This window comes from Pseudomonas marginalis (assembly GCF_008692035.1).
GTDB classification, from domain to species: domain Bacteria; phylum Pseudomonadota; class Gammaproteobacteria; order Pseudomonadales; family Pseudomonadaceae; genus Aquipseudomonas; species Aquipseudomonas marginalis.
The window spans coordinates 3,509,556-3,533,246 of record NZ_VTFG01000001.1 but is presented as its reverse complement, the minus strand read 5'-3'; the positions used below and the strand labels follow the sequence as shown (position 1 = coordinate 3,533,246).

The following is a 23,691-nucleotide window of genomic DNA, read 5'->3' as shown; positions in this document are numbered from 1 at the left end:
CCTACAATTCAATGCTCATGCCGTCGTAAGCGACTTCGACATTGCGCCGCACCAGTTCCGCGCGCTCGGGAGAATCTTCATCGAGGATCGGGTTGGTGTTGTTGATGTGGATAAGCACCTTGCGCTGCTTGGGCAATTGCTCCAGCACTCCGAGCATGCCGCCGGGGCCATTCTGCGCCAGGTGGCCCATCTCGCGGCCGGTACGGGTGCCGACGCCACGGCGCTGCATTTCATCGTCGTCCCACATCGTACCGTCCACCAGCAGGCAATCGCTGCCGGCCATGATCTCCAGCAACGGCGCGTCGACTTTGCCCAGGCCCGGGGCGTAGAACAGTTTGCCGCCGGTGCGCAGGTCTTCGACGATCAGGCCGATATTGTCGCCTGGGTGCGGGTCGAAGCGGTGCGGTGAGTAGGGCGGGGCAGCGCTGCGCAGTGGCAGCGGGGTGAAGCGCAGGTTGGGGCAGGCCGGGATGGTGAAGCTGGCATCCAGCTCGATGCGGTTCCAGGCCAGGCCGCCGTTCCAGTGGGTGAGCATGGTGAACAGCGGGAAGCCGGTGCTCAGGTCTTCATGGACCATGTCGGTGCACCACACCTGGTGCGGGCAACCTTCGCGCAGGCTCAACAGGCCGGTGGTGTGGTCGATCTGGCTGTCCATCAGGATGATGGCACTGATGCCGGTGTCGCGCAGTGCGCGGCCGGGCTGCATCGGCGCAAAACCCTGGAGTTGCGCGCGGATATCCGGTGAGGCATTGCACAGTACCCAGTTCACGCCATCGTCGGAAATGGCGATGGACGACTGGGTCCGCGCCTGCGTCCGCAGGCTGCCGTCACGAAAACCTGCGCAGTTCACGCAGTTGCAGTTCCACTGCGGGAAGCCGCCGCCAGCGGCGGAACCTAGAATCTGGACAAACATGGCCGCTCCATCAAGCAAAGCTCAAAACAAAAACGCCCCGGGCGAACCGAGGCGTTGTATTACCCAGCGGCTTAGCGGCTGGCGAAGTACATGGTGACTTCGAAGCCGATGCGCAGATCAGTGTAAGCAGGTTTGGACCAGGTCATATTCTTACTCCTACGAAGGGATGGGACGTTTACTACCAAGTAATACATATAGTCCACCTCCAGTCGGAGATGTTCAGATGTGTGCGTGGGAATGTTACGCAATTCTTCTCAAGTTAGCGCTGTCTTGGTGGAAAAAGCCTGTTGCAGGGTTGGCAATGATCAGCTCGCTGGTTGCCAGCTCTCGTCGACAGGCGGGCCGTTGGCGATGCAGCGCCAGCCGCCGGTCGCATCCTGCAGCTGTTGGGCCGCGTGTTGCAGGTCCTCCCGTGTGCGGGCCTGGATCAGCTGTTGAAGCCGGTACAGGTAATCCGACGGATGGCCCGCCAGGCGCGCGTGCCAAAGCAGTTCGGCGCTTTGGGTGATCGGTAACGTCGCAGCGCAGAACTGCTGTGCCAAGGCGTGATTGCCCACGTCATCGGTGCCGTCGATCAACAACGGTAGGTGTTTCAGGAAGGCTTGCAGGTGATCGACGATACCTGCCAGTGAAACGCTGGGTGATTGCACACCCAACAGCAGGCCGGTTTGCCCGTTGATCTGTCGGACACCGCTGAATACGGCGTAGCCCAATTGCAACTCGACCCTCAGGCGTTGGTAGAACGGCCCTTGGAGCACGTGCCCAAGCAGCCGCCATGAGGCTTCATCGGCCAGGGATTGGCTGGGTGCCGGGCTAAACAGCAGCACGGCGGCTTCGGTTGAGTCAGTTTTAACCGTATGCCACACACGTTGACCGCCGAGGTGTTGAAGAGACGGTTCGAAGTGTGCAGGTTGCCCAGGCAGGCGGGCGGCGGCGGCCTTTATCAACGTTTCACATGCGGCGGGCAGACTCAGCCCCAGGCCGTGCCAGCGGGCAGTGGCCCAGGATCCAGGCTGTTCGCTGGCGTCGGCACGGCCGGTGGCGCAGCACGTGGGCAGGGCCTGGAGCAGTTCCCGGATAGCGATCATGGGCGCAGGTGCCCGGGCAGTTTCCTGCGGCAGGTTCAGGCGCTGCGCCAACGCCTCCAGCACGGCCGGCATCGGCTCGTGCAGCCCGGTCATCTTCACCAGCCAATCATGGCCGGTGGCTTCGAGAGATAATTCGACGCCCGCCTGGCGCGCATGCTCACGCAATGGCTGCAAGGTGTTTTCCAGCCCGGCAGGCGCTGGCGCGTCGAAGCGCCACTGCACGTACAGCGCGCCTTCATCGCCGTCATCCGCCAAGGCCTGGCTGAAGGTCAGCGCCGATACGTCCCTTCGCCCCCGTGAACGATCCTGGGCAAACGTGCGCAAGCCTCGGTGAGCGCTGGTTTGGCCACGGATCAGGCCGGCGCGTTCTTCTTTGACCGGTGGGCGCAGGAACGGGTTGTTCGGCGGCAGTTGCCAACGGTGTTCGGCGGGCGGCAAGTGCAGTGAATCAAGCAGGGCCTTGAGCGCGGCGACGCCCTGTTCACTGAGGTCTTCGCTGTCGTTTCGAGCCAATGCCAGGGCGCCCTGGACCTGTTGTTGGCGAGCGTTCAGCAGGGCGAACTCTTCGCGCAGTGGCGTCCAATCGCTGTGGGCGAAAAAGCTCAGCCAGTCGTGCAGCAGCGCCTCAATGGGTGTGGTCGGTTCGTCCTTGCTGTCGAGTGTAAAGTCGATGTCCAGTACGGCTTGTCCGGCGAAGTGGTACAGCACTGACCCCCGCAGTGCGCTGGCCAAGTGTCGGGTTTTCAACTCGGCGAGCAGCCCGCCCGGCGCAGAGGCATTGAGCCAGGTGCAGAGGAAATCCAGGGCTTCACGGGGCGCGTCACAGGTGATGACGTGGTGCAGGTGGTTGTTGTCGATGTGTTGATAGCGCCGAGCCTGGCCTTGCATCAAGGCCGGTGGTGAGGCCTGCGGATGCAAGGGGCCAGCGATCAGTTGCGCGCTGAAACGCTGCGCCAGGGCTTCCAGCTCATCCAGCGTCTGCGGGCCGGCGAGGCTCAAGGTCATCTGCCCGCTTTGATAGAAATATCCGTGGAATTCCCTGAGTGCCTTTTGAAATTCCTCGTGCTCCACCGGCAGGCTGTCGCGGTTGCCCGCGTGAAAGCCGCGCAGTGGATGATCCGCTGCCAAGCCTTCTAGCAGCGCCACCTGCTGCTGTGCCTTGGCATCCTGGGACCAGGCGACGTACTCGGCGTGCAGCACTTCGCGCTCGCGCAGTTGATCTTCCAGGGTCAGGCGCGGATGGGTCAGCATGTCCGCCAGTCGCTCCAGCCCGTGGGCAAAGACTGAAACCGGTAGTTCAAAGAAGAAGTCCGTGGTGCGTTCGCGGGTGCTTGCATTCACTTGGCCGCCGTGGCGCTGCACGTAGGCCATCAGCCCTTCTCCGGCGGGAAAACGCTCGGTTCCCAGAAACAACAAATGCTCAAGAAAATGCCCCAACCCCGGCCAGGCCAACGGCACGTCGTGGCTACCGGCAGCCACCCGCAGCGCCGCCGCGCAACGTTTTAAGCGCGGTGCATGGCGCAGGGAAACCCGCAGGCCATTGGCCAGGGTCAGGTGAACGGGATAAAGGTGGGCCGGGGCGGGCATGGGCACTTCCAGAACGGGGCAAGTGCCTATGCTAACAAACCCATTCAATCAGGGCTTGTGCAGCGGGCCGTAAAGCTCGGGACGCCGGTCTTGCAGGTAATGGTTGGCGGCGCGGGCGTCGAGGATCGATTGCCGGTCCACTGTCCCTACAATCAAGGCTTCATCCAGGCCCGCCTGGGCGATTCGCTGGCCATCCGGTGCGGCAATGCTGCTTTGCCCGCAGTACTGGATATCGCCTTCGTGCCCGCAGTAATTGGCGTAGGCCACATAGCACTGGTTTTCGAAGGCCCGCGCCCGCACGGTGACATCGGCGACAAAGTCGAACGGCGCCATATTGGCGGTGGGCACCAGGATCAGCTCGGCACCGGCCAGGGCCAGGCGTCGGGTGTTTTCCGGGAACTCCAGGTCATAGCAGATCAGGAACCCCAACTTCCATCCGTTGAGTTCCACCAGCGGGAAATCATCGTCGCCGGCACTGAACATCGAGTGATCCAGATCCCCGAACAGATGGGTCTTGCGGTAGTTGCACAGGCGCTGGCCGTGGGCGTCGATCAACTGCACGGCGTTGTAGATCTGCCCGTCTTCGGCCCGCTCCGGGTAGCCGTACAGAATCGCCAGCCCGGCGCTCTGCGCGATTTCGGCAACGGCTTGGGCAGACTCCCCGTCCTGGGCTTCGGCCAAGGCACCCACGGCTTCGGCACCGATGTTGTAACCGCTGAGGAACATCTCCGGCAGCACCAGCACGTCGGCGCCGGACGCTTCATGCGCCAGTTGGTGCAGACGCTTGAGGTTGCCTGCGACATCCAGCGGCAGCGGTGGGCATTGGTACAGGGCGACGCGCATGTTCAACTCCTTAGTCAGCCAGGGCAATCGGCCCGATCTCATCGAACACATCACCCGGCCCCGGGTTCTCGGGGTGAGTGCTGCCGCCAAAGTGGGTCATGATGCCCCACACCGCGTTCAATGAGGTTTGTACCGCGCCCTCCACCCATGCTGGAGTCCAGGACACGTCGTCACCGGCGATAAAAATCCCACGTTGTTCAGCGGGCATGTCCTTCTGCATGAAGTGCGCATACATGCGCTGGTTGTAGCGGTAGTGACCTGGCAGCGCGCCTTTGAAGGCCCCGAGGAAATGCGGGTCGGCTTCCCAGGACACGGTGATCGGGTCGCCGATGATGCGCGCCTTGATGTCGACTTTCGGGTAGATCTTGTTCAATGCGTCCAGCGCCAGTTTCACCCGCTTGTCGATGGGCTGCGGGAGCATTTTCAGCGCGTCGCTCATCCACGAGTACGACAGGCAGATCACCCCTGGTTTGTCGTCGCCGTTGTCGAATAGGTAAGTGCCGCGCGTGAGGCGATCGGTGAGGGTCATGCTCATCAGGTCGCGGCCGGTCTCCGGGTCTTTGTCTTTCCAGAATGGGCGGTCGACCATCACGAAGGTCTTTGACGATTGCATGTAGCGGGTACGGTCCAGGGCCATCCACATCTTTTGCGAGAACAGGGTTTCATCGCACTCGATCTGGGTGGTCAGCAGCCAGCTTTGGCAGGTGGTGAGCACGGCCGCGTATTCGCGGGTATCGCCGTAGTTGTCGGTCACCGCGAAACGGCCATCGGCAGCATGGGCGATGCGTTTTACCCCGGCCCGTGGTGCACCGCGGTGCAGCGAGCTCAGGCTGGTACCGGCGGGCCAGTGGGCGCATCGTTCCGGCACATGGCGCCAGATGCCCAGCGGCACCTGGGCTACGCCGCCGACCACCAGGTGCTGGTGATCGTCACAGTTGGTCATGACCACGCGGAATATTTCCAGCATGGAGTTGGGGAAATCCGAGTCCCAGCCGCCGGTGCCGAAACCTACCTGGCCAAACACCTCGCGGTGGTGGAACGACAACTTGGCGAAGGCCTTGGAGGTGGCTACGAAGTCGTAGAAGGTGCGGTCGTCCCACAAGGGCACCAGCTTGTTCCACAACGCTTTGAGGCGCGGCACATCACGATCGCGGATGGCTTGCTGGATATCGCCGAACTGCGAGCCGGCTTCCAGGGCGTCGGCCCAGGCGTCAGCCACTTCCTGGAACAGCGCGGGTAAATCGGACAGCTTTTGTGCGTAGTGGGTCTGGCCTTCCAGATCGATCACCGTACTGCCGGAAGCTGGCGTCAGCGGGTTGGGGAAGGGTTTGGTTTCCAGGCCCAGCTTGTCGACGTAGTGATAGAACGCGGTGGACGACACCGGAAAGCGCATGCCGCCCAGCTCGGCGATGATGCCTTCGGCGCCTTCGAAGGCCTGGGAACGCAAACGGCCGCCCATCTTCGAGGCCTCATACACCACGGGCTTGAGGCCCAGCTTCATCAGCTCGTAGGCGGCGACCAACCCGGCGATACCGGCGCCGACGATGGCCACTTCGGCGCCATGGTTGGCGGCGGGGATACTGCCGAGTCCGGCGGGGTGTTCGATCCAGTCATCGAAGGCGAACGGGAAATCCGGGCCAAAGATGGTGATGGGTTTTTTACCGTCGGCAGGGTGGCGATGGGTCTTGCTGATGGTGCTGGACGGAATGCTCATGGCGGGCCCTTGCTGACGACTCGGCGGGAAGTGACCCGCTGAGTATAGGAAAAGATGGCAGCCAGTTTAGGGAGCGTTACGTTCGTTAATAAGACGCAAAGTGTCGTCGGAATGAATTGTTTTTAGTCATAGTGACGAATTAGGTGGTCAGATGGGTTGGCCGCGATCCAATTTGTTACTGAGGATGATCGATGTGGTGGTTTTCTCCACGCCATCGACACTGCCAATCTGGTCCAGCAATTGATCGAGCTGTTCCGGCGAATCGGTGCGCAACCAGGCCACGTAATCGAACTCGCCGCTGACCGCGCACAATTGTTGAACCTGGGCCATGGCGCTCAGCCTGCGCAGCACTTCTTTGCCCGAGCGCGGTTGCACGGTGATCCCCACATAGGCCTGCAAGCCCCCATCTACCACGCGTTGACCCAGGCGCACACCATAACCGGTGATCACCTGGGTTTTCTCCAGGCGCGCAAGGCGCGACGTCACCGTGGTGCGCGCAATGCCCAACTGCCGGGCGAGCATGGCCACGCTTTCGCGGGCGTTGATCTGCAGGGCGGCGATCAACTGGCGATCGATTTCATCTAGAACAGGCACGTGAGGCTCCGTGACGGGCGGCAATGGGAACGCATGTTACAGGCTTGGATCGGCCAGCAGGCAGCGGGCAAACAGTTGTGGCACCGGCAGGTGACGTTGGCTGTAGCGGCCCAGCAGGATGATCTCGCGGAAAAAAGTCAGCTTGCCCAGCGGGATTATTCTTACTTGGGGCGAGCGCTCCAGCCACAAGCCTGCCTTTGGAATCAACGATACGCCCAGGCCACACTCCACCATCCTGACGATGGCTTCGAGTTCATCCAGCTCCAGCGCCACTTGCATCTCAAGCTTCTGCTCGCGCAGAAACCGGCTCACGAGTCGGCCGCCAAACGAAGCACGGTCATAGCGCACATGGGGCTGGGTGTTGAGTAGGTGCAAAGGGTCGTCGCCCACCAATGTGTTCGGCACGACCAACACGAACGGCTCCTTGCGCAGCACCTGCACATACAACTCCTTGGGCAGGTCGAAGGGCGGTCGAATGATGATTGCCGAATCCAACTCTCCAGCGTCGACCTGGTTCAACAGCTCTAGGGAGACACCAGGCACCAACTTGCACTCAACCGTTGGTGCGGCCTGGCGCAAGCGCACCAACGCCTGGGGCAGCAAACCGGTTTGAGCCGTAGTGATAGCACCGACTTTCAACTCACCCCGGTATTCGTTGGTATTCACCGGCACCGCCATGCGGTTGAAGGTCTCCAGAATCTCCTTGGCCAAGGGTAATGCGCGCAAACCGGCGGCATTCAGGGTGGCCTGGCGGCCGGTGCGGTCGAACAACTGCACGCCCAGCGCTTGCTCCAACTGACGAATCTGGGCACTCACCGCTGACTGCGTCAGCCCGATATGCATGCCCGCTGCCGCAAACGTCCCGTGGCGCGTTACCGCAATAAAGGTCTTCAATTCACGCAACATGGGGGTCTCGATTCATCAAAATTTTTTGAGCTCGACGCAAAAACTATCGTCTTTTCATCGTTGGGAGCAAGGCTAAACTCGGCTAACTAACGCCCATAGAGGTTTGAACTGATGACACTCGCGCCCTTTCACCTGGCAATTCCGGTATTCGATCTCGCCGCTGCACGGCACTTCTACGGCGACGTCTTTGGGTTGGAGGAGGGCCGCTCCAGCGAACACTGGGTCGACTTCAACTTCTTCGGCCATCAACTGGTGATCCACGAACACCCGAAAACCGCCTCCCAGGAAGCCGCCCACACCAACGCCGTCGACGGCCACGACGTGCCCGTGCCGCATTTTGGCGTGGTGCTGGGCTGGGAAGATTGGCACGCCCTGGCAGACCGTTTACAGGCGCGGCAGACGACGTTTGTGTTGGAACCGCATATTCGGTTCAAGGGGCAGGTGGGGGAGCAGGCGACCTTGTTCCTGTTCGACCCGTGCGGCAATGCGTTGGAGTTCAAGGCATTCAGGGATATTGGGCAGTTGTTTGCGAAGTAAGGTTGTAGGCCGCCCCCCACGCAAAACGTCTGTGCCAGACACACAAAAGCCGCGCAATGCGCGGCTTTCGAATTGGTGGGCCCACACGGACTTGAACCGTGGACCAAAGGATTATGAGTCCTCTGCTCTGACCAACTGAGCTATAGGCCCTCAGTAGGTCGCGGATTATAACGATGGTTTCTCTACTGTGCTATCCGAAAAATCCTCAATGCTCCTGCGAAGGAAGGTCGCCGCAAAAAGCTCGGGCGGTAGCGGCAGGCTGACGATGTAGCCCTGCATCTGTTCGCAGCCTTCAGCAGCCAGGAAGGCTTGCTGCGCGGGGTTCTCCACGCCTTCTGCGATGATGGTGAATTGCATGCTGTGGCCCAGCGCGATGATGGCGCGCACGATGGCTGCGTCGTGGGGGTCGTCAGGCAGGCCGCGGACGAAGGACTGGTCGATCTTCAGGAAATCCAGTGGCAGGCGCTTGAGATAGCTGAGGGACGAATAGCCGGTGCCGAAATCGTCGATCGCCAGCTGTACGCCCAGGCGCTTGAGTTGGTGCAGGACTGCCAGCGCTTCTTCGGCCTGGCTCATGATGAAGTTTTCAGTGATCTCCAATTGCAGGCAGCCCGGTTCGAGGCTGTAGTCGCGCAGTAGCTGTTCGATACGAGCCAGTAAACCAGGGTGGCGCAGTTGCGCGCCGGCGAGGTTGACCGATAGTGGGCCAAAGTCATCGAAAGTGCTTTGCCAGGTGTGCATTTGCCGACAGGCGTGCTCCAGCACCCAGTCGCCAATCTGCAGGATCATGCCGTTCTCTTCGGCCAGGGCAATGAAGTGTTCGGGCGAGACGTCGCCAAAGGTGGGGTGGTGCCAGCGGATCAAGGCTTCGGCGCCGATCAATTCTTGTGTCAGCAGGCTCAGTTTTGGCTGGTAATACAGGACCAACTCATCACGTTCGATGGCTCGCCGCAGTTCGTGCTCCAGTGCCACGCGTTCGTTGGCCTGGGCTGTCAGGTCGCGGGTGTAACTTTCGACCCGGTTACGGCCCTTGGCCTTGGAGCGGTACATCGCGGCGTCGGCGTTCTTGACCAGGGTGGCCACGTCGGTACCGTCCTGGGGGTACAGGCTGGTGCCGATGCTGGCGCTGATGAAGAACTCGTGTTCGCCGGCCTGGAACGGTGGGGTGAAGCAGGCCAGCAGCTTATTGGCCAGTTGCTCGGCGTCGCTGGCGTGTTGCAGGCCGGGTAGAAGGATGATGAATTCATCGCCGCCCAGGCGCGCCACGGTGTCGATGTCACGCAGTTGCTCCTTGAGGCGTACGGCGATGTCTTTGAGCAGCAGGTCGCCGATCGGGTGGCCGAGGCTGTCATTGATGTGTTTGAAACGATCCAGGTCGAGAAACAGCACCGCGCCTTGTTTGCCGGTTTCCTGATGGCCGTTGAGGGCCGCCTGCAGCCGACTTTCAAACAGCGTGCGGTTCGGCAGGCCGGTCAGTGGGTCGTGGTGCGCCTGATAGTCGAGGCGCGCCTGGGCCAGCTTGAGGCTGGAGATGTCGGCAAACACCGCGACAAAATGCGTGATCAACTGGTCGCGGTTGCGCACGGCGCTGATGGTCAGCCAGCTGGGGTACAACTCGCCGTTCTTGCGGCGGTTGGAGATTTCGCCCTGCCAATGACCTTGGGCCGTCAACTGGTGCCACATGGCGGCGTAGAAGGCGCTGTCATGCAGGCCGGAGGCGAGCAGGCGCGGTGTCTGGCCCAGGGCTTCGGCTTCACTGTAGCCGGTGATCTCGCTGAAGGCGCGGTTGACGGCGCTGATGTTCTGGCGCGTGTCGGTGATCAATACGCCCTCGGCGGTACTCTCGAATACCGTGGCGGCCTGTTGCAGTTTTTCCTGCATCAGCTGGCGCTCGGTGATGTCCCGGGCGATGGTGAGCATGCAGTCTTCACCGGCAATTGGCAGTGGGCGGCTGGAGACTTCGCACAGCCGGATCTGCCCGTCGCTGCGGCGTATATGGCAGATGAAGTCACGCACGTATCCATCTCGATGCATCAACTCCAGCATGTGCTTGCGTTCGTTAAGATCGACCCAGATGCCCAGGTCAAGGGTCGATTGGTCGAGGGATGTCGTACTGTTGAAGCCGGTGATGCGACTGAAACCATCGTTCACTTCAATCAGCAGGCCATCCCGCTGGCGGCTCAGCAGCAAGCCATCGGGAGAGGCGTGGAAGGCCTTGGCGAATTTCTCTTCGGAGATTTGCAGTTGTTGCTGGGTTTCCTTGAGTTGGGTGATGTCGCGGACCACCACCACAATGGCTTCGGTGGTGTCGAGTTGAAACGGTTCGGCGGAAATCAGCCCGATAAAGGCCTGGCCATTGCTGCGCAGAAAGGGCATTTCCAGGTTGCGAATGCTGGTGGTTTGCACGCGTTTCAACAGATCGGGGCCGATACCGGGGATGCCCCAGATATTCAGGGCGGTCGCGGTTTTTCCGATCACCTCTGCGGCTTTCAGGCCCACTTGGTCCTCAAATGCTTTGTTGACCTCAAGCAGGCAGCCATCGGACAGTCGCGCGATCACCAGGATGTCGGGGCATTGCTGAAACACGGAAGCAAACTTTTGCTCGGAAAGCTGCAGCGCCTCTTCAGTACGTTTGGCTTCGCTGATGTCGATCATCAAGCCCCGCAACACTGGTTCATGGCCGTGTTCGATCAGGCTCACAATGTCACGCACCCAAAGGCAGCGGCCGTCCGCCGTGATCACCCGATAGTCGATGCTGTGGTCGCGGTTGGCGCGGGTTTCCCGGTAGCAATAGGCTTCGGCGCGGATGAGGTCGGCGGGGTGAATGATGTTGCGCCAGAAGCCCGGAATCAGCCAATGGGCGCGCGGGTAACCGAGCAGGTCCTCGGCGTGGGGTGACACATAGCTGTAGGTGAAATCGGTAACGCTGGCTTCCCAGGCGATGGCGGACAGGCTCTCCACCAGGCCGCGATAATGGTATTCGCTGCTGCGCAGTTCCTGTTCGAGGGCGACGCGGCGGGAAATTTCCGAACTCAGCCGGCGATTGATCCGAATGACGATGGCCAAAACGGTGCTCAACAACAGCACCGCGGGCAGGCCGTACATCAGCAGGTCGGTCCAGAACGTACGATGGTCGGTGAGGCTGCCCACCCAGTGTTGCTGGATGGCTTCTGTTTCAGCGGGGCTGAGGTCGGCGAGAACCTTGTCCAGGATACCCACCAGTATTTTGTTGTCCCGTGGTACGCCCATCGCCAATTGATAGCGGTACGGCGTTTCGCCACTTACGTACAGGCCATCGAGCTTGAGCTGGCGCAGACTCCAGACGCTCGACGCGAGGTCGCCCACCACGGCGTCGACTTCGTCGGTGGCCAAGGCCTGCAGCGTCGAACTGACATTGGGCAGAGCCACCAGGTTGAGGTCTGGATGGTGGGTGCGTAGCAGTTCATGGGGGGCATAGTTTTCCACCACGGCAATCTTCAGCCCATAAAGGTCATTGAGGTTGCGTGGTCGGGCGCCGCCTTCATGGGCGAGGATGACAATGGGAAAGTCCAGGTAAGGGCGTGTGAATGCCATGAAGTCCTGGCGTTCGGGGGTAGACATGATGCCCGGCAGCAGGTCGAGTTGGCTGTGGCGTGCCTGCTCCAGCAAGGCACTCCAATTGACCGGCTCAATCAGTTTGATCCTGACCCCCAGGCGTTCCTGGATCAGGCGTACGTAGTCCGCCGCCAAGCCTTGGTAGCGGCCCTCTTCATCACGGTATTCGAAGGGTGGCCAGGAGGCGTCCACCCCCACGCGCAACTCCTGATGGTCCGCCAGCCAGCCACGCTCATCATCGCTAAGAGTCAACGCGCCAGCCGTTGCGGTCCAGGTCAGCAGCGACAGCAGTAACACAGTCGGCAATCTGGGCATAACGGTCTCGTTATGGCACGGGGAATGTTTCGAGTGTAGACGGGCATTGCGGGGGAGGGGATTTGCGCAGGATTTTATCTGTACAAAGCAAAACCCCCGGCCTGGGCCGGGGGTTCTGGTGTCACTCGTCGAGGAAGGAGCGCAGATGCTCGCTTCGCGTCGGGTGGCGCAACTTGCGCAACGCCTTGGCTTCGATCTGGCGGATCCGCTCGCGGGTCACGTCAAACTGCTTACCGACTTCCTCAAGGGTGTGGTCGGTATTCATGTCGATGCCGAAACGCATGCGCAGTACCTTGGCTTCACGGGCAGTGAGGCCGGACAGTACGTCGCGGGTCGCTTCCTTAAGGCTCTCAACAGTGGCGACATCGATTGGCGACTGCATGGTCGAGTCTTCGATGAAGTCACCCAGGTGGGAGTCTTCGTCATCACCGATCGGGGTTTCCATGGAGATCGGCTCTTTAGCGATCTTCAATACCTTGCGGATTTTATCCTCAGGCATTTCCATGCGTTCGCCCAGCTCTTCCGGGGTCGGTTCGCGACCCATTTCCTGCAACATCTGCCGGGAAATACGGTTGAGCTTGTTGATCGTCTCGATCATGTGCACCGGAATACGGATGGTGCGGGCCTGGTCGGCGATCGAGCGAGTGATCGCCTGACGGATCCACCAGGTGGCATAAGTCGAGAACTTGTAGCCGCGACGGTATTCGAACTTGTCCACAGCCTTCATCAAGCCGATGTTGCCTTCCTGGATCAGATCGAGGAATTGCAGGCCACGGTTGGTGTACTTCTTGGCGATGGAGATCACCAGACGCAAGTTCGCTTCAACCATCTCTTTCTTCGCGCGGCGGGCCTTGGCCTCACCGATCGACATGCGACGGTTGATGTCCTTGATCTCGGCAATCGTCAGACCGGTTTCGGTCTCGAGTGCGGTCAGCTTCTGCTGGCAACGGATGATGTCCGGCTGCAGGCGGCCAATGGCTTCAGCGTACTTCGCCTTGCCTTTGGCCAGGGCGTCGCTCCAGCTTTCGTCCACTTCGTGGCCCGGGAACTGGCGCAGGAAGTCGGTACGCGGCATGCGCGCATCACGGACACAGAGCTGCATGATCGCACGCTCTTGTGCACGCAGGCGTTCAAGGGCGCTACGAACACGTTCAACCAGGCCTTCGAATTGCTTCGGTACCAGCTTGATCGGCATGAACAGCTCAGCCAGCGCCAGCAGCTCGGCAATTGCCAGCTTGTTGGAGCGACCGTGCTTTTTCAGGGCCTTGCGGGTGATTTCCATTTGATCGGAAACCGCGCCGAAACGCTGGGCAGCAATGATCGGGTCTGGGCCGCTTTCGACTTCATCTTCGTCGTCGGTGCTGGCTTCGGCATCGTCGTCTTCGGTGTCATCGTCCGCTTTCGCGGCTTTGGCATCGACAGGCGGCGGTACTTCTGCAGCAGGCGGCGCGATGCCGTCGTCCGGGTCGATATAACCGCTCAGGACGTCGGACAGGCGGCCACCTTCGGTGGTGACGCGAGTGTACTCGGAGAGAATGTGGTCAACCGTGCCAGGGAAGTGCGCGATTGCGCCCATCACTTCACGGATACCCTCTTCGATACGCTTGGCGATTTCGATCTCGCCTTCGCGTGTCAGCAACTCGACGGTACCCATTTCACGCATATACATGCGCACAGGGTCAGTCGTGCGACCGATGTCGGTCTCCACCGCGGCCAACGCGGCAGCGGCTTCTTCAGCGGCTGCCTCGTCGGTATCGGCGTCGGCCAACATAAGGGCGTCCGCATCCGGAGCACTCTCGTGTACGGGGATCCCCATGTCATTAATCATGCGGATGATGTCTTCCACCTGCTCTGGATCTGAAATATCCTCAGGCAGGTGATCGTTGACCTCTGCGTAAGTCAGATACTTCTGCTCACGACCAAGGGTGATCAACTCTTTGATACGAGACTGCTGTTGCGCTTTTCCGGACATAACACCCTATCCACTGAAGGTCTTGGCGGGCAAAAAACAAGCCGAGGATTATACCCGAGCTATGACCTCACACGCCAGCTGAGGTCGGGTTTGATGCGGAAACATTCTGTTTTAAGAGGTCGCGCATCTGTTTTGCTATCTGAATTTGCTCTTCAGCCGATAATCCCGGCTGTCTTGCTCTCTTGATGAGTTCATCGAGGGTCTGCGTGTGCTGGCCCGCGGATAACCTAGTAATGGTGTCTAAAAACTGTTGTTCAAGGTTATCGCCGTCAATTAGCCACTCCTTTTCCGCGAGCGCCTTCAACAAACGACCCTGTTCTGTGCCATGCCAGCGAGCCATCAGCTGAATGGAGTTTAGCTTAGGATTTTTCTGCACGGCCTCGATCAGTGCGATCAGCACCTGAGCGTAGGTATTGCTCGCGTTGGCAAAATGGTCGGCGCTTTCAACCTTGCTCGCTAATTGCGGGTGGTGGATAAGCGTGCGCAGGGCAATCAATGTGGGCGCTTCTACGGCGACCGGTGTGCGCGGGGCATAGGCTTCATCGCGATCGCCGCGCTTGCCGTTTTTGCTCCAGGGTTTCTTGTCCCATTTCTTGCCGCCGGCACCGGGCTTCTTCGGCGTCCATTCCTGCTGGGGGGCATACGCCTCCTGGGGTTGATGGAAGTCGGCATAGTCCGGCATGGCGTCATAATCCATGCCTGGGTCGTAGGCAGGCGGCGCGTCCTGCGGCGCGCTGTGCACCAGCTGGCTGACGGCCTCGCCACTCAGCCCGGTAATTTCCAGCAGGCGTTGGCGCATCAGGGTGCGCAGGTTCGCGCCCGGAACCTTGTCGATCAAGGGTGCCGCGAGGGTGGCCATATGGGCCTTGCCTTCGAGGGAGCGTGGGTCGGCTTCTTCGGTCAGTTGCTGGAAGAAATAATCCGCCAACGGTTGCGCATGTTGATTGATGCGGGCGCGGAATGCGTCGGTGCCTTCGGAGCGCACCAGGGTGTCCGGGTCTTCCCCTTCGGGCAGGAACAGAAAGCGCGCGCGGCGCCCATCCTGCAGGCTCGACAGGGTGGCTTCGAGCGCGCGCCAGGCGGCGTTGCGGCCGGCCTGGTCGCCGTCGAAGCAGAACAGCACGCTTGGCACGACGCGAAACAGGCGCTTCAAGTGTTCTTCGCTGGTGGCGGTGCCGAGGGTGGCCACGGCGTTGCGCAAACCTTGCTGGGCCAGGGCGATCACGTCCATATAGCCTTCGACCACGATGATTTCATCGAGGTTTCGATTGTTCTTGCGCGCCTCGAACAGGCCATAGAGTTCCTGGCCCTTGTGGAATACCGGGGTTTCCGGGGAGTTCAGGTACTTGGGCTTGTCATCCCCCAGCACTCGGCCGCCGAAGGCGATGATGCGACCACGGCTGTCGCGGATCGGGAACATCACGCGGTCGCGGAAGCGGTCGTAGCGCTTGCCGGTCTCGGCGTTCTCAACCAGGAGGCCGGCGTCGATCATGGCTTTTTGCTGCAGGGTATCGCTGCTCAGGTGTTTGTACAGGTTGTCCCAGCCAGGTGGAGCAAAGCCGAGGCCGAAGTCCCGGGCGATTTCGCCGGTCAGGCCGCGCCCTTTCAGGTAGTCGACGGCGGCCTTGCGCTGCGGATGGCTTTTAAGGGCTTGACGGTAGAAGTCGGCAGCGGCAGTCAGCAGGGGGTACAGCGGCGAGTCGGTGGGTTGCCGTGGTTTATGCGGGCGGCCACTTTCTTCGCGGGGGACTTCCATGCCGGCGGCTTTCGCCAGGTCCTCGATCGCCTGGGGGAAGTCCAGGTTGTCGTGGTCCATCAGGAAGCCGAGGGCGTTGCCGCCTGCGCCGCAGCCGAAGCAGTAGTAGAACTGCTTGTCGGGGCTGACGCTGAACGACGGGGTTTTTTCCTTGTGGAACGGGCAGCAGGCCGTGTAGTTTTTGCCGGCTTTCTTCAATTGCAGGCGCGAGCTGACAACATCGACAATGTCGGTGCGGTTCAGAAGGTCGTCAATAAAGCTCTGGGGAATCAGCCCGGCCATGGCGTTCTCGTCATCACTGCGTGTAAATGAGTGCCCGTGAAGTGCTCAAGCGCACGTATCGAATGGCTTGACCATCAATCGTCTGCTTGGGCTGTCAGGAAGTGTATCTGCCGAACATTCACTGACGTTAGTTTCAATCAGTGTGTCGGCCTGGAAATGTTGCCCTCGAGTCCGGCGCCGGCCAATCGTGGCCTCGGATGCTCGTCGCTGGGCACAGCCGATACAGTTGATCGCCTGCTTATAAAATGAGTGTGCTCGTCAGTAGCCTTGTTAGGCTCGTCAGAAGAGACGTGCACCGCTGGCAAAAGAGCCAGTCCTGACGTTTGAAGCAGGTGTATCAGTCGCGTGTGCGGCGTCAACGATGAAGCATCAAGCGATATCCGCAAATGCCAACAGCCCGGCTGAGGGCCGGGCTTGGCAGAAGCTTGCTACGAACGTCTGTGTATTAGTACAGACGAACGGCGCGGCGCTGTTCGCGCTGAACTTTCTTGGCGTGACGCTTAACAGCGGCTGCTGCTTTACGCTTACGCTCAGAAGTTGGCTTCTCATAAAATTCGCGGCTACGAACTTCAGCCAGAACACCGGCTTTTTCGCAGGAGCGCTTGAAACGACGCAGAGCTACGTCGAAGGGTTCGTTCTCTTTTACTTTGACGGCTGGCATCCAGAGCTACCTTCTTTCATTACCGGGAATCAACGTTCTCGTCGCAAAAAATTCGCGGCTGAGGTCGTCGGTTTTTAAGGGTTGCGGATGTTAACCCCTCATTGGCAGGAATGCAAAGCCTCTGATCGAAAACCGCTAGTCGGGAGGGGGAGTGGCGACTATTATGCGCGCCTTCGAATTCAGCCTCTACAAGGCGCAAACCCATGCTAGTACTGGGACTTGAAACCTCCTGCGACGAAACCGGTGTCGCACTTTACGACAGTGAACGCGGGCTTTTGGCCGATGCACTGTTCAGTCAGATCGACTTGCATCGGGCCTATGGCGGCGTTGTGCCGGAGCTGGCCAGTCGTGATCACGTCAAACGTATGCTGCCGTTGATTCGCCAGGTGTTGGACGAGGCCGGTTGCGTGCCGACCGAGATCGATGCGATTGCCTATACGGCGGGCCCCGGATTGGTCGGAGCCCTTCTGGTTGGCGCCTCTTGTGCCCAGGCGCTGGCTTTTGCCTGGGGCATTCCGGCCCTCGGCGTGCACCATATGGAAGGCCATTTACTGGCGCCGATGCTGGAAGAAAACCCGCCGCAGTTCCCGTTCGTCGCTTTGTTGGTTTCGGGCGGGCATACGCAGCTGGTCCAGGTCGACGGAATCGGTCAATACACGCTGTTGGGCGAGTCCTTGGACGACGCCGCCGGCGAAGCTTTCGACAAGACCGCGAAGATGATGGGCCTCAATTACCCGGGTGGGCCGGAAATTGCCCGCCTTGCCGAAAAAGGCGTTGTCGGTCGCTACACCTTCCCGCGCCCGATGTGCGATCGCCCTGGCCTGATGTTCAGCTTCAGCGGCTTGAAAACCTCCGCATTGAATACCTGGCAGCACAGTGTCAGCGCCGGGGACGACAGTGAGCAAGCCCGTTGCGACATCGCGCTGGCGTTCCAGCAGGCCGTGGTGGAGACTTTGACCATCAAGTGCAAGCGCGCCCTGAAACAGGCCGGCATGAAGCGCCTGGTGATCGCCGGTGGCGTCAGCGCCAACAAGGCGTTGCGCAGTTCATTGGAAAAGATGCTCGGTGATATGAAGGGTGATGTGTTCTACGCCCGCCCTGAGTTCTGCACCGACAACGGCGCGATGATCGCCTATGCCGGTTGTCAGCGCCTGCAGGCGGGGCAGCACGAAAGCCTGGCGATCAGCGTGCAGGCGCGCTGGCCGATGGAGCAGCTGCCGCCCTTGTAAGTGTGCAACATGAGTCGGGCTCATTGGCGGTATTTAAAAATGCCGTTCGCGCCCGGCAAACAGGTCGCGTAGATTGCCCCGGTGTCGCCAGACGATCAGCAGTGTCAGCACGCTCATCGGCAGCAGCGCCGCCGGTTCCTGCCAGGCCAGCAACGGCAGGGTGAGCGGTGTGGCGATCAGAGCTGCCAGCGAGCTGGTGCGGGTCAGGTAGAACGTCAGCAACCAGGCGAGCACGGCCAGCAATGCCGCCGGCGGGTAGATCCCCAGCAGCATGCCGGCTGCCGTGGCGACACCTTTACCGCCGCGAAAACGGAAGTACAGGGGAAACAGATGACCGAGGACGGCGCACACGCCCACCCAGGCCTGCTGCTGCAGGGTCAGGCCGGCGAGGTTGGCGATCAGTACGGGCAACAGGCCCTTGCATACGTCGCCCAGCAGCGTCAGTACGGCGAGCTTCTTGCCGGCCAGGCGCAACATATTGGTGGCGCCGGCATTGCCTGAACCACTCATTCGCGGGTCGGGATTTCCCGTCAGGCGGCTGAGCAAAATGGCGAAGGACAGCGAGCCGAGCAGGTAGGCGAGAATCGCCAGTGACCAAAACATGCTAACTATTCCGGGCGAGGATGCCCTGATTCTAACGGGGCATCGCGCCCTTGTCGTGCTGCGGAGAAGAGCTTGGACAGAGTGTTTATCGAAGGCCTGGAAGTCGACACCGTGATCGGGGCCTACGACTGGGAGCGCGGGATCCGCCAATGCCTGCGCCTGGACCTGAGCTTCGCTTGGGATAACCGCCCGGCTGCGGCTGGCGACGACCTGGCCCTGGCCCTGGATTACGCCAGCGTGTCCGCGCGGATCCAGGCCTTTGCCGAGCAGTCCCAGTACCAGCTGGTCGAGACCTTTGCCGAACGCCTGGCCGAAGTGCTGATGAGCGAGTTCCAGATTCCCTGGCTGCACCTCAGGCTGACCAAGCCCGGCGCAGTGCCGGCTGCCAAGGGTGTAGGCGTGGAGATTGAGCGCGGATGTCGCTGACTCAGGTTTACCTTGGCCTCGGTAGTAATATCGAGCGCGAGCCCCACCTGCGCGCCGGGCTCGACGCGTTGGCGAGTTTCCTGACGGATATGCGTTGCTCGGCGGTGTTCGAGAGCCAGCCGGTGGGCATCAAAAGCGGGCCGTTCTTCAATCTGGTGGTGTCGGCCTATACCGACCTGTCGTTGGTGGAGCTGGATCGCCGGTTGAAATCCATCGAGGCTGACAATGGCCGCTATGCGCCGGATCGCAAAGGCCTGCCGCTGGATATCGACGTGCTGCTGTATGGCGAGTTGGTGGGTGACTTCGATGGTTTGATCCTGCCGCGGGCGGAGATCCTGAAAAATGCCTTTGTGCTGTGGCCGCTGTCGATGATGGCGCCGGATCGGGTGCACCCTGAAGCGGGCAAGACGATGGCTGCGTTGTGGCGTGATGCTCAGATTGATCAGGTGCTGGCGCCTGTCGGGTTTGAATGGCAGGGCCAGCAACTCACCCCGGACTCGCTCCTACAAGGGTTTGTGTAGTTCCTTGTAGGCTTTGAGTGCCCTGAGTCGTTCACGCTTGAGCGCCTCGCCCAACTCCGGCCCCTTGAATCCCCGCTCAAGCAGTGGCGCAACTGCAACCTCGCGCGCTGCTTTCGCCGCGCCGCGTAAGTAATCCGCCTGTGGGTAACTTCTTCGCTCCAGCCCCTTGCGGCCCCGGGCATCCATTTCGCAGGCGACCACAAACTCCTCAAAGCGCTGTGGCCTGCGGTATACGTCAAAACTTTGCAGCAACTCCAGCAGCGTCGAGGCTTTCAGCTCCAGCGCGCGATGACCGTGGGTGTGATACTGGCCCACCAATAGCGCCAATTCCTGGCAATCCCTTGGCACTTTGAAGCGCTCATTGACGGCCTTGATCAGCTTCAAGCCTCGATGCTCATGAGCGATGTGCTGCGGTAACTTATCCACAGGCGTCAGGCCCTTGCCCAGGTCATGCAGCAGGCAGGCCCAGCGTACGGTCAGGGGCTGTTTGTGCACGGCAGCTTGTTCCAGCACGCTCAAGGTGTGCACACCCGTGTCGATCTCGGGGTGATGGGCCTCGGGTTGTGGCACGCCAAAGAGTGCGTCCACTTCCGGCATCAAGATCTTCAGCGCATTACAGTCCCGAAGTACCTGGATAAACACCTCTGGCTGATCTTCCATCAACGCCCTGGAGATTTCTTTCCAGCTGCGCTCTGGGGTCAGGGCTTCCAATTCACCGGACTCGCTGAGTTGACGCATCAGCTCCAGCGTCTCCGGTGCTACCGTAAAACCCAGGTGTGCGTAGCGCGCGGCAAAACGGGCGACACGGAGAACTCTGAGTGGATCTTCGGCGAATGCGGGGGAAACGTGACGAAGTATGCGGGACTCAAGGTCGCGCTGGCCGTGATACGGATCAGTCAGGTTACCGTCGTCGTCTTCGGCCATGGCGTTGATGGTCAGGTCGCGACGGATCAGGTCTTCTTCCAGCGTCACCTCGGGGCTGGCGTGAAACACAAAACCACCGTAACCCCGACCACTCTTGCGCTCGGTGCGGGCCAGGGCGTACTCATCGCCGTTTTTCGGGTCCAGGAACACCGGGAAGTCCGAACCCACTGGCTTGAAACCCTTGGCGAGCATCTCTTGGGTGCTCGCGCCGACGACCACGCGGTCGACATCGGTGACCTTGATGCCCAGCAGGCGGTCACGCACGGCGCCGCCGACTTTGTAGATTTTCATGAAAAAGCCTCCATTAGCGGCACAGGATACCGCCTGTGCCTGGCCAATGGAGGCTTTGCTGTTTCAGAGATGAACGACGGCCAGGTCCAGGCGGCCGTAGTCGTTGTCGTTGTGATCGTTGCGCGGTGGCACATGGTGGGTCTTCATCACTTGGTCGCCTTGCAGGGTTTCCAGGTGGATGTCGAAGCCCCAGAGCCGATGCAGGTGCTTGAGCACTTCTTCGGTGGATTCGCCCAGGGGTTTGCGGTCGTGCTGCTGGTGGCGCAGGGTCAGAGAGCGGTCGCCGCGCACATCGATGCTGTAGATCTGCACGTTGGGCTCACGGTTGCCCAGGTTGTATTGCGCCGCCAGGGTTTCACGGATGGTGCGGTAGCCGGGTTCATCGTGGATGGCCGGCACCACCAGGTCATCCTTGAGGTCATCATCCAGGATGCTGAACAGTTTGAGGTCGCGGATCACCTGGGGTGAGAGGTACTGCAGGATAAAGCTCTCATCCTTGAAGCTGCTCATGGCGAACTTGATCGTCGACAGCCAGTCACTGCCGGCGATTTCCGGGAACCAGCGGCGGTCTTCATCGGTGGGGTGTTCGCACATGCGCCGAATATCGCGGTACATGGCAAAACCCAGCGCGTAAGGGTTGATCCCGCTGTAATACGGGCTGTCGAAGCCGGGTTGGAACACCACGCTGGTGTGGGACGTCAGGAACTCCATCATGAAGCCGTCGGTGACCAGGCCTTCGTCGTACAGGTCGTTCATCAGCGTGTAGTGCCAGAACGTTGCCCAACCTTCGTTCATCACCTGGGTCTGGCGCTGTGGGTAAAAGTACTGGGCGATCTTGCGTACGATACGCACGATTTCCCGTTGCCACGGCTCCAGCAGCGGTGCGTGCTTTTCCAGGAAATACAGGATGTTTTCCTGGGGTTCGGCGGGGAACCGCGCGTTGTCCTTGTCGCTGTTCTTGCCGGCGCGTTTGGGAATGGTGCGCCACAGGTCGTTGATCTGCTTCTGCAGGTGCTCCTCGCGCTCCTTCTGGCGCAGGCGCTCTTCCTCGGCAGAAATAGGGTATGGGCGCTTGTAGCGGTCGACGCCATAGTTCATCAGGGCATGGCAGGAGTCGAGCAAGTCCTCCACGGCGTCGATACCGTGGCGCTCCTCGCACTGCATGATGTACTGCTTGGCGAACACCAGGTAATCGATGATCGAGCTGGCGTCGGTCCAGGTGCGGAACAGGTAGTTGCCCTTGAAGAAACTGTTGTGCCCATAGCAGGCATGGGCCACCACCAGCGCCTGCATGCAGATGGTGTTTTCTTCCATCAGGTAGGCGATGCACGGGTCGGAGTTGATCACGATCTCGTAGGCCAGGCCCATCTGGCCCCGGGTGTACGACTTTTCGGTACTGAGGAAGTGTTTGCCGTATGACCAGTGGTGGTAACCCAGGGGCATACCGACGGAGGCGTAGGCATCCATCATCTGTTCGGCCGTGATCACTTCGATCTGGTTGGGGTAGGTGTCCAGGGCATAACCCGCCGCGATGCGGCTGATTTCCCGGTCATAGGCCTGGATCAGTTCAAAGGTCCACTCGGAGCCGGTGGAAATGGGTTGGCGCTTAGTCTCTTTTTTGGCGGTCATGTCACTAACCTGCGCTGGAAGAGTTCACGGAAGACCGGATAGATATCGCCGGCCGAGACCAGTTGCTGTTGTGCGAACGTGTCGGCAAAGGCTTCGCCGATGCGCTCGTATTCGAACCACAGTGCCTGGTGCTCACGGGGGGTGATTTCGACGTAAGTGTAGTACTGCACAAACGGCATGATGTGGTTGATCAGGATGTCGCGGCAGATCGGCGAATCGTCGTTCCAGTTGTCGCCGTCGGAGGCCTGGGCCGCGTAGATATTCCACTCGTTGGCCGGGTAGCGCTCGGCCATGATCTCCTGCATCAGCTTCAAGGCGCTGGACACGATGGTGCCGCCGGTTTCCCTCGAGTAGAAAAACTCCTCCTCATCCACTTCCCGTGCGCTGGTGTGATGGCGGATGAACACCACGTCGATCTTGTCGTAGTTCCGCTTCAGAAACAGGTACAGCAGGATAAAGAAACGCTTGGCGATGTCCTTGGTCGCCTGGGTCATCGAGCCTGACACGTCCATCAGGCAAAACATCACGGCTTTTGAGCTGGGGTTGGGCTGCTTGACCAGCAGGTTGTACTTGAGGTCAAAGGTATCGAGGAACGGTACGCGGTGGATGCGCGCGCTGAGTTTCTCTATTTCCACCTCGATTTCCTGGATATCGCCGAAGTTGTCCGGCTCTTCGCGCTTTAAACGCGCCAACTCTTCCTTCGCCGCCCTCAATTTGGCGCGGCTGCTGCCCGACAGGGCGATACGCCGCGCATGGGCCGAGCGCAGCGTGCGGATGATGTTGATTCGAGAGGGGTTGCCTTCGTTGCTGATCCCGGCGCGTACGGTCTTGAAGGTATCGGTGCCGGTCAGGTTACGTTTGACCAGGTTGGGCAGTTCCAGGTCTTCGAACATAAACTCGAGGAATTCTTCCTGGGTGATCTGGAACACGAACTCGTCCATGCCTTCGCCGGAGTTGCCGGCCTTGCCCGGGCCTTTACCGCCGCCACCGCCCTGCGGGCGCTGGATATGCTCGCCGGTGGTGAACTCTTTATTGCCGGGGTGCACGACAGTCTGCTTGCCGCCCCGGCCGTGGTGCAGCACCGGTTCGTCGATGTCGCGTCCGGGAATGCTGATTTGTTCGCCATGCTCCATGTCTGTAATGGAACGGCGGCTGACGGCCTCTTCAACGGCCTTTTTGATGTGGTCACGGTAACGCCGCAGGAAACGCTGGCGGTTTACCGTGCTCTTGTTCTTGCCATTAAGGCGTCGGTCGATCACATAGCTCATGAGGAGCCCTCCGGGCAGCTTCACGTTACAAGCTTCAA

The 23,691-nt window shown here is 60.4% G+C and carries 19 protein-coding genes and 1 tRNA gene; 4 read left to right on the top strand and 16 right to left on the bottom strand.

The genetic code is table 11. The features are described from left to right. Position 1: 1 nt before the first annotated feature. The 7 genes from pqqB to FX984_RS16560 form a co-directional block, all read right to left on the bottom strand. Entirely contained in the window at positions 2 to 913 is a 912-nt protein-coding gene (gene pqqB / locus FX984_RS16590) for a pyrroloquinoline quinone biosynthesis protein PqqB (protein WP_146477711.1), read from the bottom strand. 71 nt (positions 914 to 984) lie between these two features. Continuing rightward, positions 985 to 1,059 (bottom strand): pyrroloquinoline quinone precursor peptide PqqA, encoded by a 75-nt coding sequence (gene pqqA / locus FX984_RS16585; RefSeq protein WP_003194766.1) that lies wholly within the window; start codon positions 1,057 to 1,059, stop codon positions 985 to 987. A gap of 159 nt (positions 1,060 to 1,218) precedes the next feature. Further along, positions 1,219 to 3,588: a pyrroloquinoline quinone biosynthesis protein PqqF gene (gene pqqF, locus FX984_RS16580; protein WP_146477713.1), complete on the bottom strand. Its 2,370-nt coding sequence runs from the start codon at positions 3,586 to 3,588 to the stop codon at positions 1,219 to 1,221. A gap of 48 nt (positions 3,589 to 3,636) precedes the next feature. Further along, a complete protein-coding gene (locus FX984_RS16575) occupies positions 3,637 to 4,431 on the bottom strand; it encodes a carbon-nitrogen hydrolase family protein (protein WP_146477715.1) in 795 nt (264 codons plus the stop codon). Between the two features lie 10 nt (positions 4,432 to 4,441). Further along, entirely contained in the window at positions 4,442 to 6,124 is a 1,683-nt protein-coding gene (locus FX984_RS16570; RefSeq protein ID WP_027605930.1) for a flavin monoamine oxidase family protein, read from the bottom strand. A gap of 168 nt (positions 6,125 to 6,292) precedes the next feature. Further along, a complete protein-coding gene (locus FX984_RS16565) occupies positions 6,293 to 6,739 on the bottom strand; it encodes an Lrp/AsnC family transcriptional regulator (RefSeq protein ID WP_027605929.1) in 447 nt (148 codons plus the stop codon). Between the two features lie 36 nt (positions 6,740 to 6,775). Continuing rightward, on the bottom strand, positions 6,776 to 7,645 hold the full coding sequence (locus FX984_RS16560) for a LysR family transcriptional regulator (protein ID WP_027605928.1): 870 nt from the start codon (positions 7,643 to 7,645) through the stop codon (positions 6,776 to 6,778). Positions 7,646 to 7,756: 111 nt separating this feature from the next. Here FX984_RS16560 and FX984_RS16555 point away from each other — a divergent pair, with 111 nt between their 5' ends. Beyond that, a complete protein-coding gene (locus FX984_RS16555; RefSeq protein ID WP_027605927.1) occupies positions 7,757 to 8,182 on the top strand; it encodes a VOC family protein in 426 nt (141 codons plus the stop codon). A gap of 73 nt (positions 8,183 to 8,255) precedes the next feature. Here FX984_RS16555 and FX984_RS16550 read toward each other — a convergent pair. The 5 genes from FX984_RS16550 to rpsU form a co-directional block, all read right to left on the bottom strand. Beyond that, a tRNA-Ile gene (locus FX984_RS16550) sits at positions 8,256 to 8,332 on the bottom strand. Positions 8,333 to 8,347: 15 nt separating this feature from the next. After that, the gene (locus tag FX984_RS16545) at positions 8,348 to 12,091 is read right to left on the bottom strand and encodes an EAL domain-containing protein (protein WP_098480832.1); all 3,744 of its coding nucleotides are present in this window, start codon (positions 12,089 to 12,091) and stop codon (positions 8,348 to 8,350) included. A gap of 121 nt (positions 12,092 to 12,212) precedes the next feature. After that, positions 12,213 to 14,063 carry an RNA polymerase sigma factor RpoD gene (gene rpoD, locus FX984_RS16540; protein ID WP_027605925.1) on the bottom strand — a complete coding sequence of 617 codons (1,851 nt, stop codon included), beginning with the start codon at positions 14,061 to 14,063 and terminating at the stop codon, positions 12,213 to 12,215. Between the two features lie 67 nt (positions 14,064 to 14,130). Then, positions 14,131 to 16,101 carry a DNA primase gene (gene dnaG / locus FX984_RS16535; RefSeq protein ID WP_027605924.1) on the bottom strand — a complete coding sequence of 657 codons (1,971 nt, stop codon included), beginning with the start codon at positions 16,099 to 16,101 and terminating at the stop codon, positions 14,131 to 14,133. Between the two features lie 445 nt (positions 16,102 to 16,546). Further along, positions 16,547 to 16,762 carry a 30S ribosomal protein S21 gene (gene rpsU / locus FX984_RS16530; protein ID WP_002551877.1) on the bottom strand — a complete coding sequence of 72 codons (216 nt, stop codon included), beginning with the start codon at positions 16,760 to 16,762 and terminating at the stop codon, positions 16,547 to 16,549. Between the two features lie 203 nt (positions 16,763 to 16,965). Here rpsU and tsaD point away from each other — a divergent pair, with 203 nt between their 5' ends. Further along, positions 16,966 to 17,991, top strand: coding sequence for a tRNA (adenosine(37)-N6)-threonylcarbamoyltransferase complex transferase subunit TsaD (gene tsaD, locus FX984_RS16525; RefSeq protein WP_027605922.1), 1,026 nt, complete (start codon positions 16,966 to 16,968; stop codon positions 17,989 to 17,991). Between the two features lie 33 nt (positions 17,992 to 18,024). Here tsaD and plsY read toward each other — a convergent pair whose 3' ends face one another. Then, the gene (gene plsY, locus FX984_RS16520) at positions 18,025 to 18,594 is read right to left on the bottom strand and encodes a glycerol-3-phosphate 1-O-acyltransferase PlsY (RefSeq protein ID WP_053131126.1); all 570 of its coding nucleotides are present in this window, start codon (positions 18,592 to 18,594) and stop codon (positions 18,025 to 18,027) included. Between the two features lie 72 nt (positions 18,595 to 18,666). Here plsY and folB point away from each other — a divergent pair, with 72 nt between their 5' ends. Together folB and folK are read left to right on the top strand one after the other, a co-directional pair. Then, complete coding sequence (gene folB, locus FX984_RS16515) at positions 18,667 to 19,020, top strand: dihydroneopterin aldolase (protein WP_027605920.1); 354 nt, start codon at positions 18,667 to 18,669, stop codon at positions 19,018 to 19,020. After that, positions 19,011 to 19,541, top strand: a complete 531-nt coding sequence (gene folK / locus FX984_RS16510) for a 2-amino-4-hydroxy-6-hydroxymethyldihydropteridine diphosphokinase (protein ID WP_092355520.1) — start codon at positions 19,011 to 19,013, stop codon at positions 19,539 to 19,541. The genes folB and folK overlap by 10 nt, the downstream gene beginning before the upstream one ends. Here the strand turns inward: folK and FX984_RS16505 are convergent. The 3 genes from FX984_RS16505 to FX984_RS16495 form a co-directional block, all read right to left on the bottom strand. Next, positions 19,524 to 20,756 (bottom strand): multifunctional CCA addition/repair protein, encoded by a 1,233-nt coding sequence (locus tag FX984_RS16505; RefSeq protein ID WP_027605918.1) that lies wholly within the window; start codon positions 20,754 to 20,756, stop codon positions 19,524 to 19,526. The genes folK and FX984_RS16505 overlap by 18 nt on opposite strands. 63 nt (positions 20,757 to 20,819) lie before the next feature. Further along, entirely contained in the window at positions 20,820 to 22,385 is a 1,566-nt protein-coding gene (locus FX984_RS16500) for a SpoVR family protein (protein ID WP_027605917.1), read from the bottom strand. Further along, positions 22,382 to 23,653: a YeaH/YhbH family protein gene (locus FX984_RS16495; protein WP_027605916.1), complete on the bottom strand. Its 1,272-nt coding sequence runs from the start codon at positions 23,651 to 23,653 to the stop codon at positions 22,382 to 22,384. Before FX984_RS16495 ends, FX984_RS16500 begins: the two co-directional genes overlap by 4 nt. Positions 23,654 to 23,691 lie beyond the last annotated feature (38 nt).

Bases quoted from the DNA above. Each gene is read 5' to 3' on its own strand.
- FX984_RS16495 (WP_027605916.1), bottom strand. From the start codon at position 23,653: ATGAGCTATGTGATCGACCGACGCCTTAATGGCAAGAACAAGAGCACG.
- tsaD (WP_027605922.1), top strand. From the start codon at position 16,966: ATGCTAGTACTGGGACTTGAAACCTCCTGCGACGAAACCGGTGTCGCA.
- FX984_RS16505 (WP_027605918.1), bottom strand. From the start codon at position 20,756: ATGAAAATCTACAAAGTCGGCGGCGCCGTGCGTGACCGCCTGCTGGGC.
- FX984_RS16575 (WP_146477715.1), bottom strand. From the start codon at position 4,431: ATGCGCGTCGCCCTGTACCAATGCCCACCGCTGCCGCTGGATGTCGCA.
- FX984_RS16545 (WP_098480832.1), bottom strand. From the start codon at position 12,091: ATGCCCAGATTGCCGACTGTGTTACTGCTGTCGCTGCTGACCTGGACC.
- dnaG (WP_027605924.1), bottom strand. From the start codon at position 16,101: ATGGCCGGGCTGATTCCCCAGAGCTTTATTGACGACCTTCTGAACCGC.
- plsY (WP_053131126.1), bottom strand. From the start codon at position 18,594: ATGTTTTGGTCACTGGCGATTCTCGCCTACCTGCTCGGCTCGCTGTCC.
- FX984_RS16555 (WP_027605927.1), top strand. From the start codon at position 7,757: ATGACACTCGCGCCCTTTCACCTGGCAATTCCGGTATTCGATCTCGCC.
- rpsU (WP_002551877.1), bottom strand. From the start codon at position 16,762: ATGCCAGCCGTCAAAGTAAAAGAGAACGAACCCTTCGACGTAGCTCTG.
- pqqB (WP_146477711.1), bottom strand. From the start codon at position 913: ATGTTTGTCCAGATTCTAGGTTCCGCCGCTGGCGGCGGCTTCCCGCAG.
- pqqF (WP_146477713.1), bottom strand. From the start codon at position 3,588: ATGCCCGCCCCGGCCCACCTTTATCCCGTTCACCTGACCCTGGCCAAT.
- folK (WP_092355520.1), top strand. From the start codon at position 19,011: ATGTCGCTGACTCAGGTTTACCTTGGCCTCGGTAGTAATATCGAGCGC.
- FX984_RS16500 (WP_027605917.1), bottom strand. From the start codon at position 22,385: ATGACCGCCAAAAAAGAGACTAAGCGCCAACCCATTTCCACCGGCTCC.
- FX984_RS16560 (WP_027605928.1), bottom strand. From the start codon at position 7,645: ATGTTGCGTGAATTGAAGACCTTTATTGCGGTAACGCGCCACGGGACG.
- rpoD (WP_027605925.1), bottom strand. From the start codon at position 14,063: ATGTCCGGAAAAGCGCAACAGCAGTCTCGTATCAAAGAGTTGATCACC.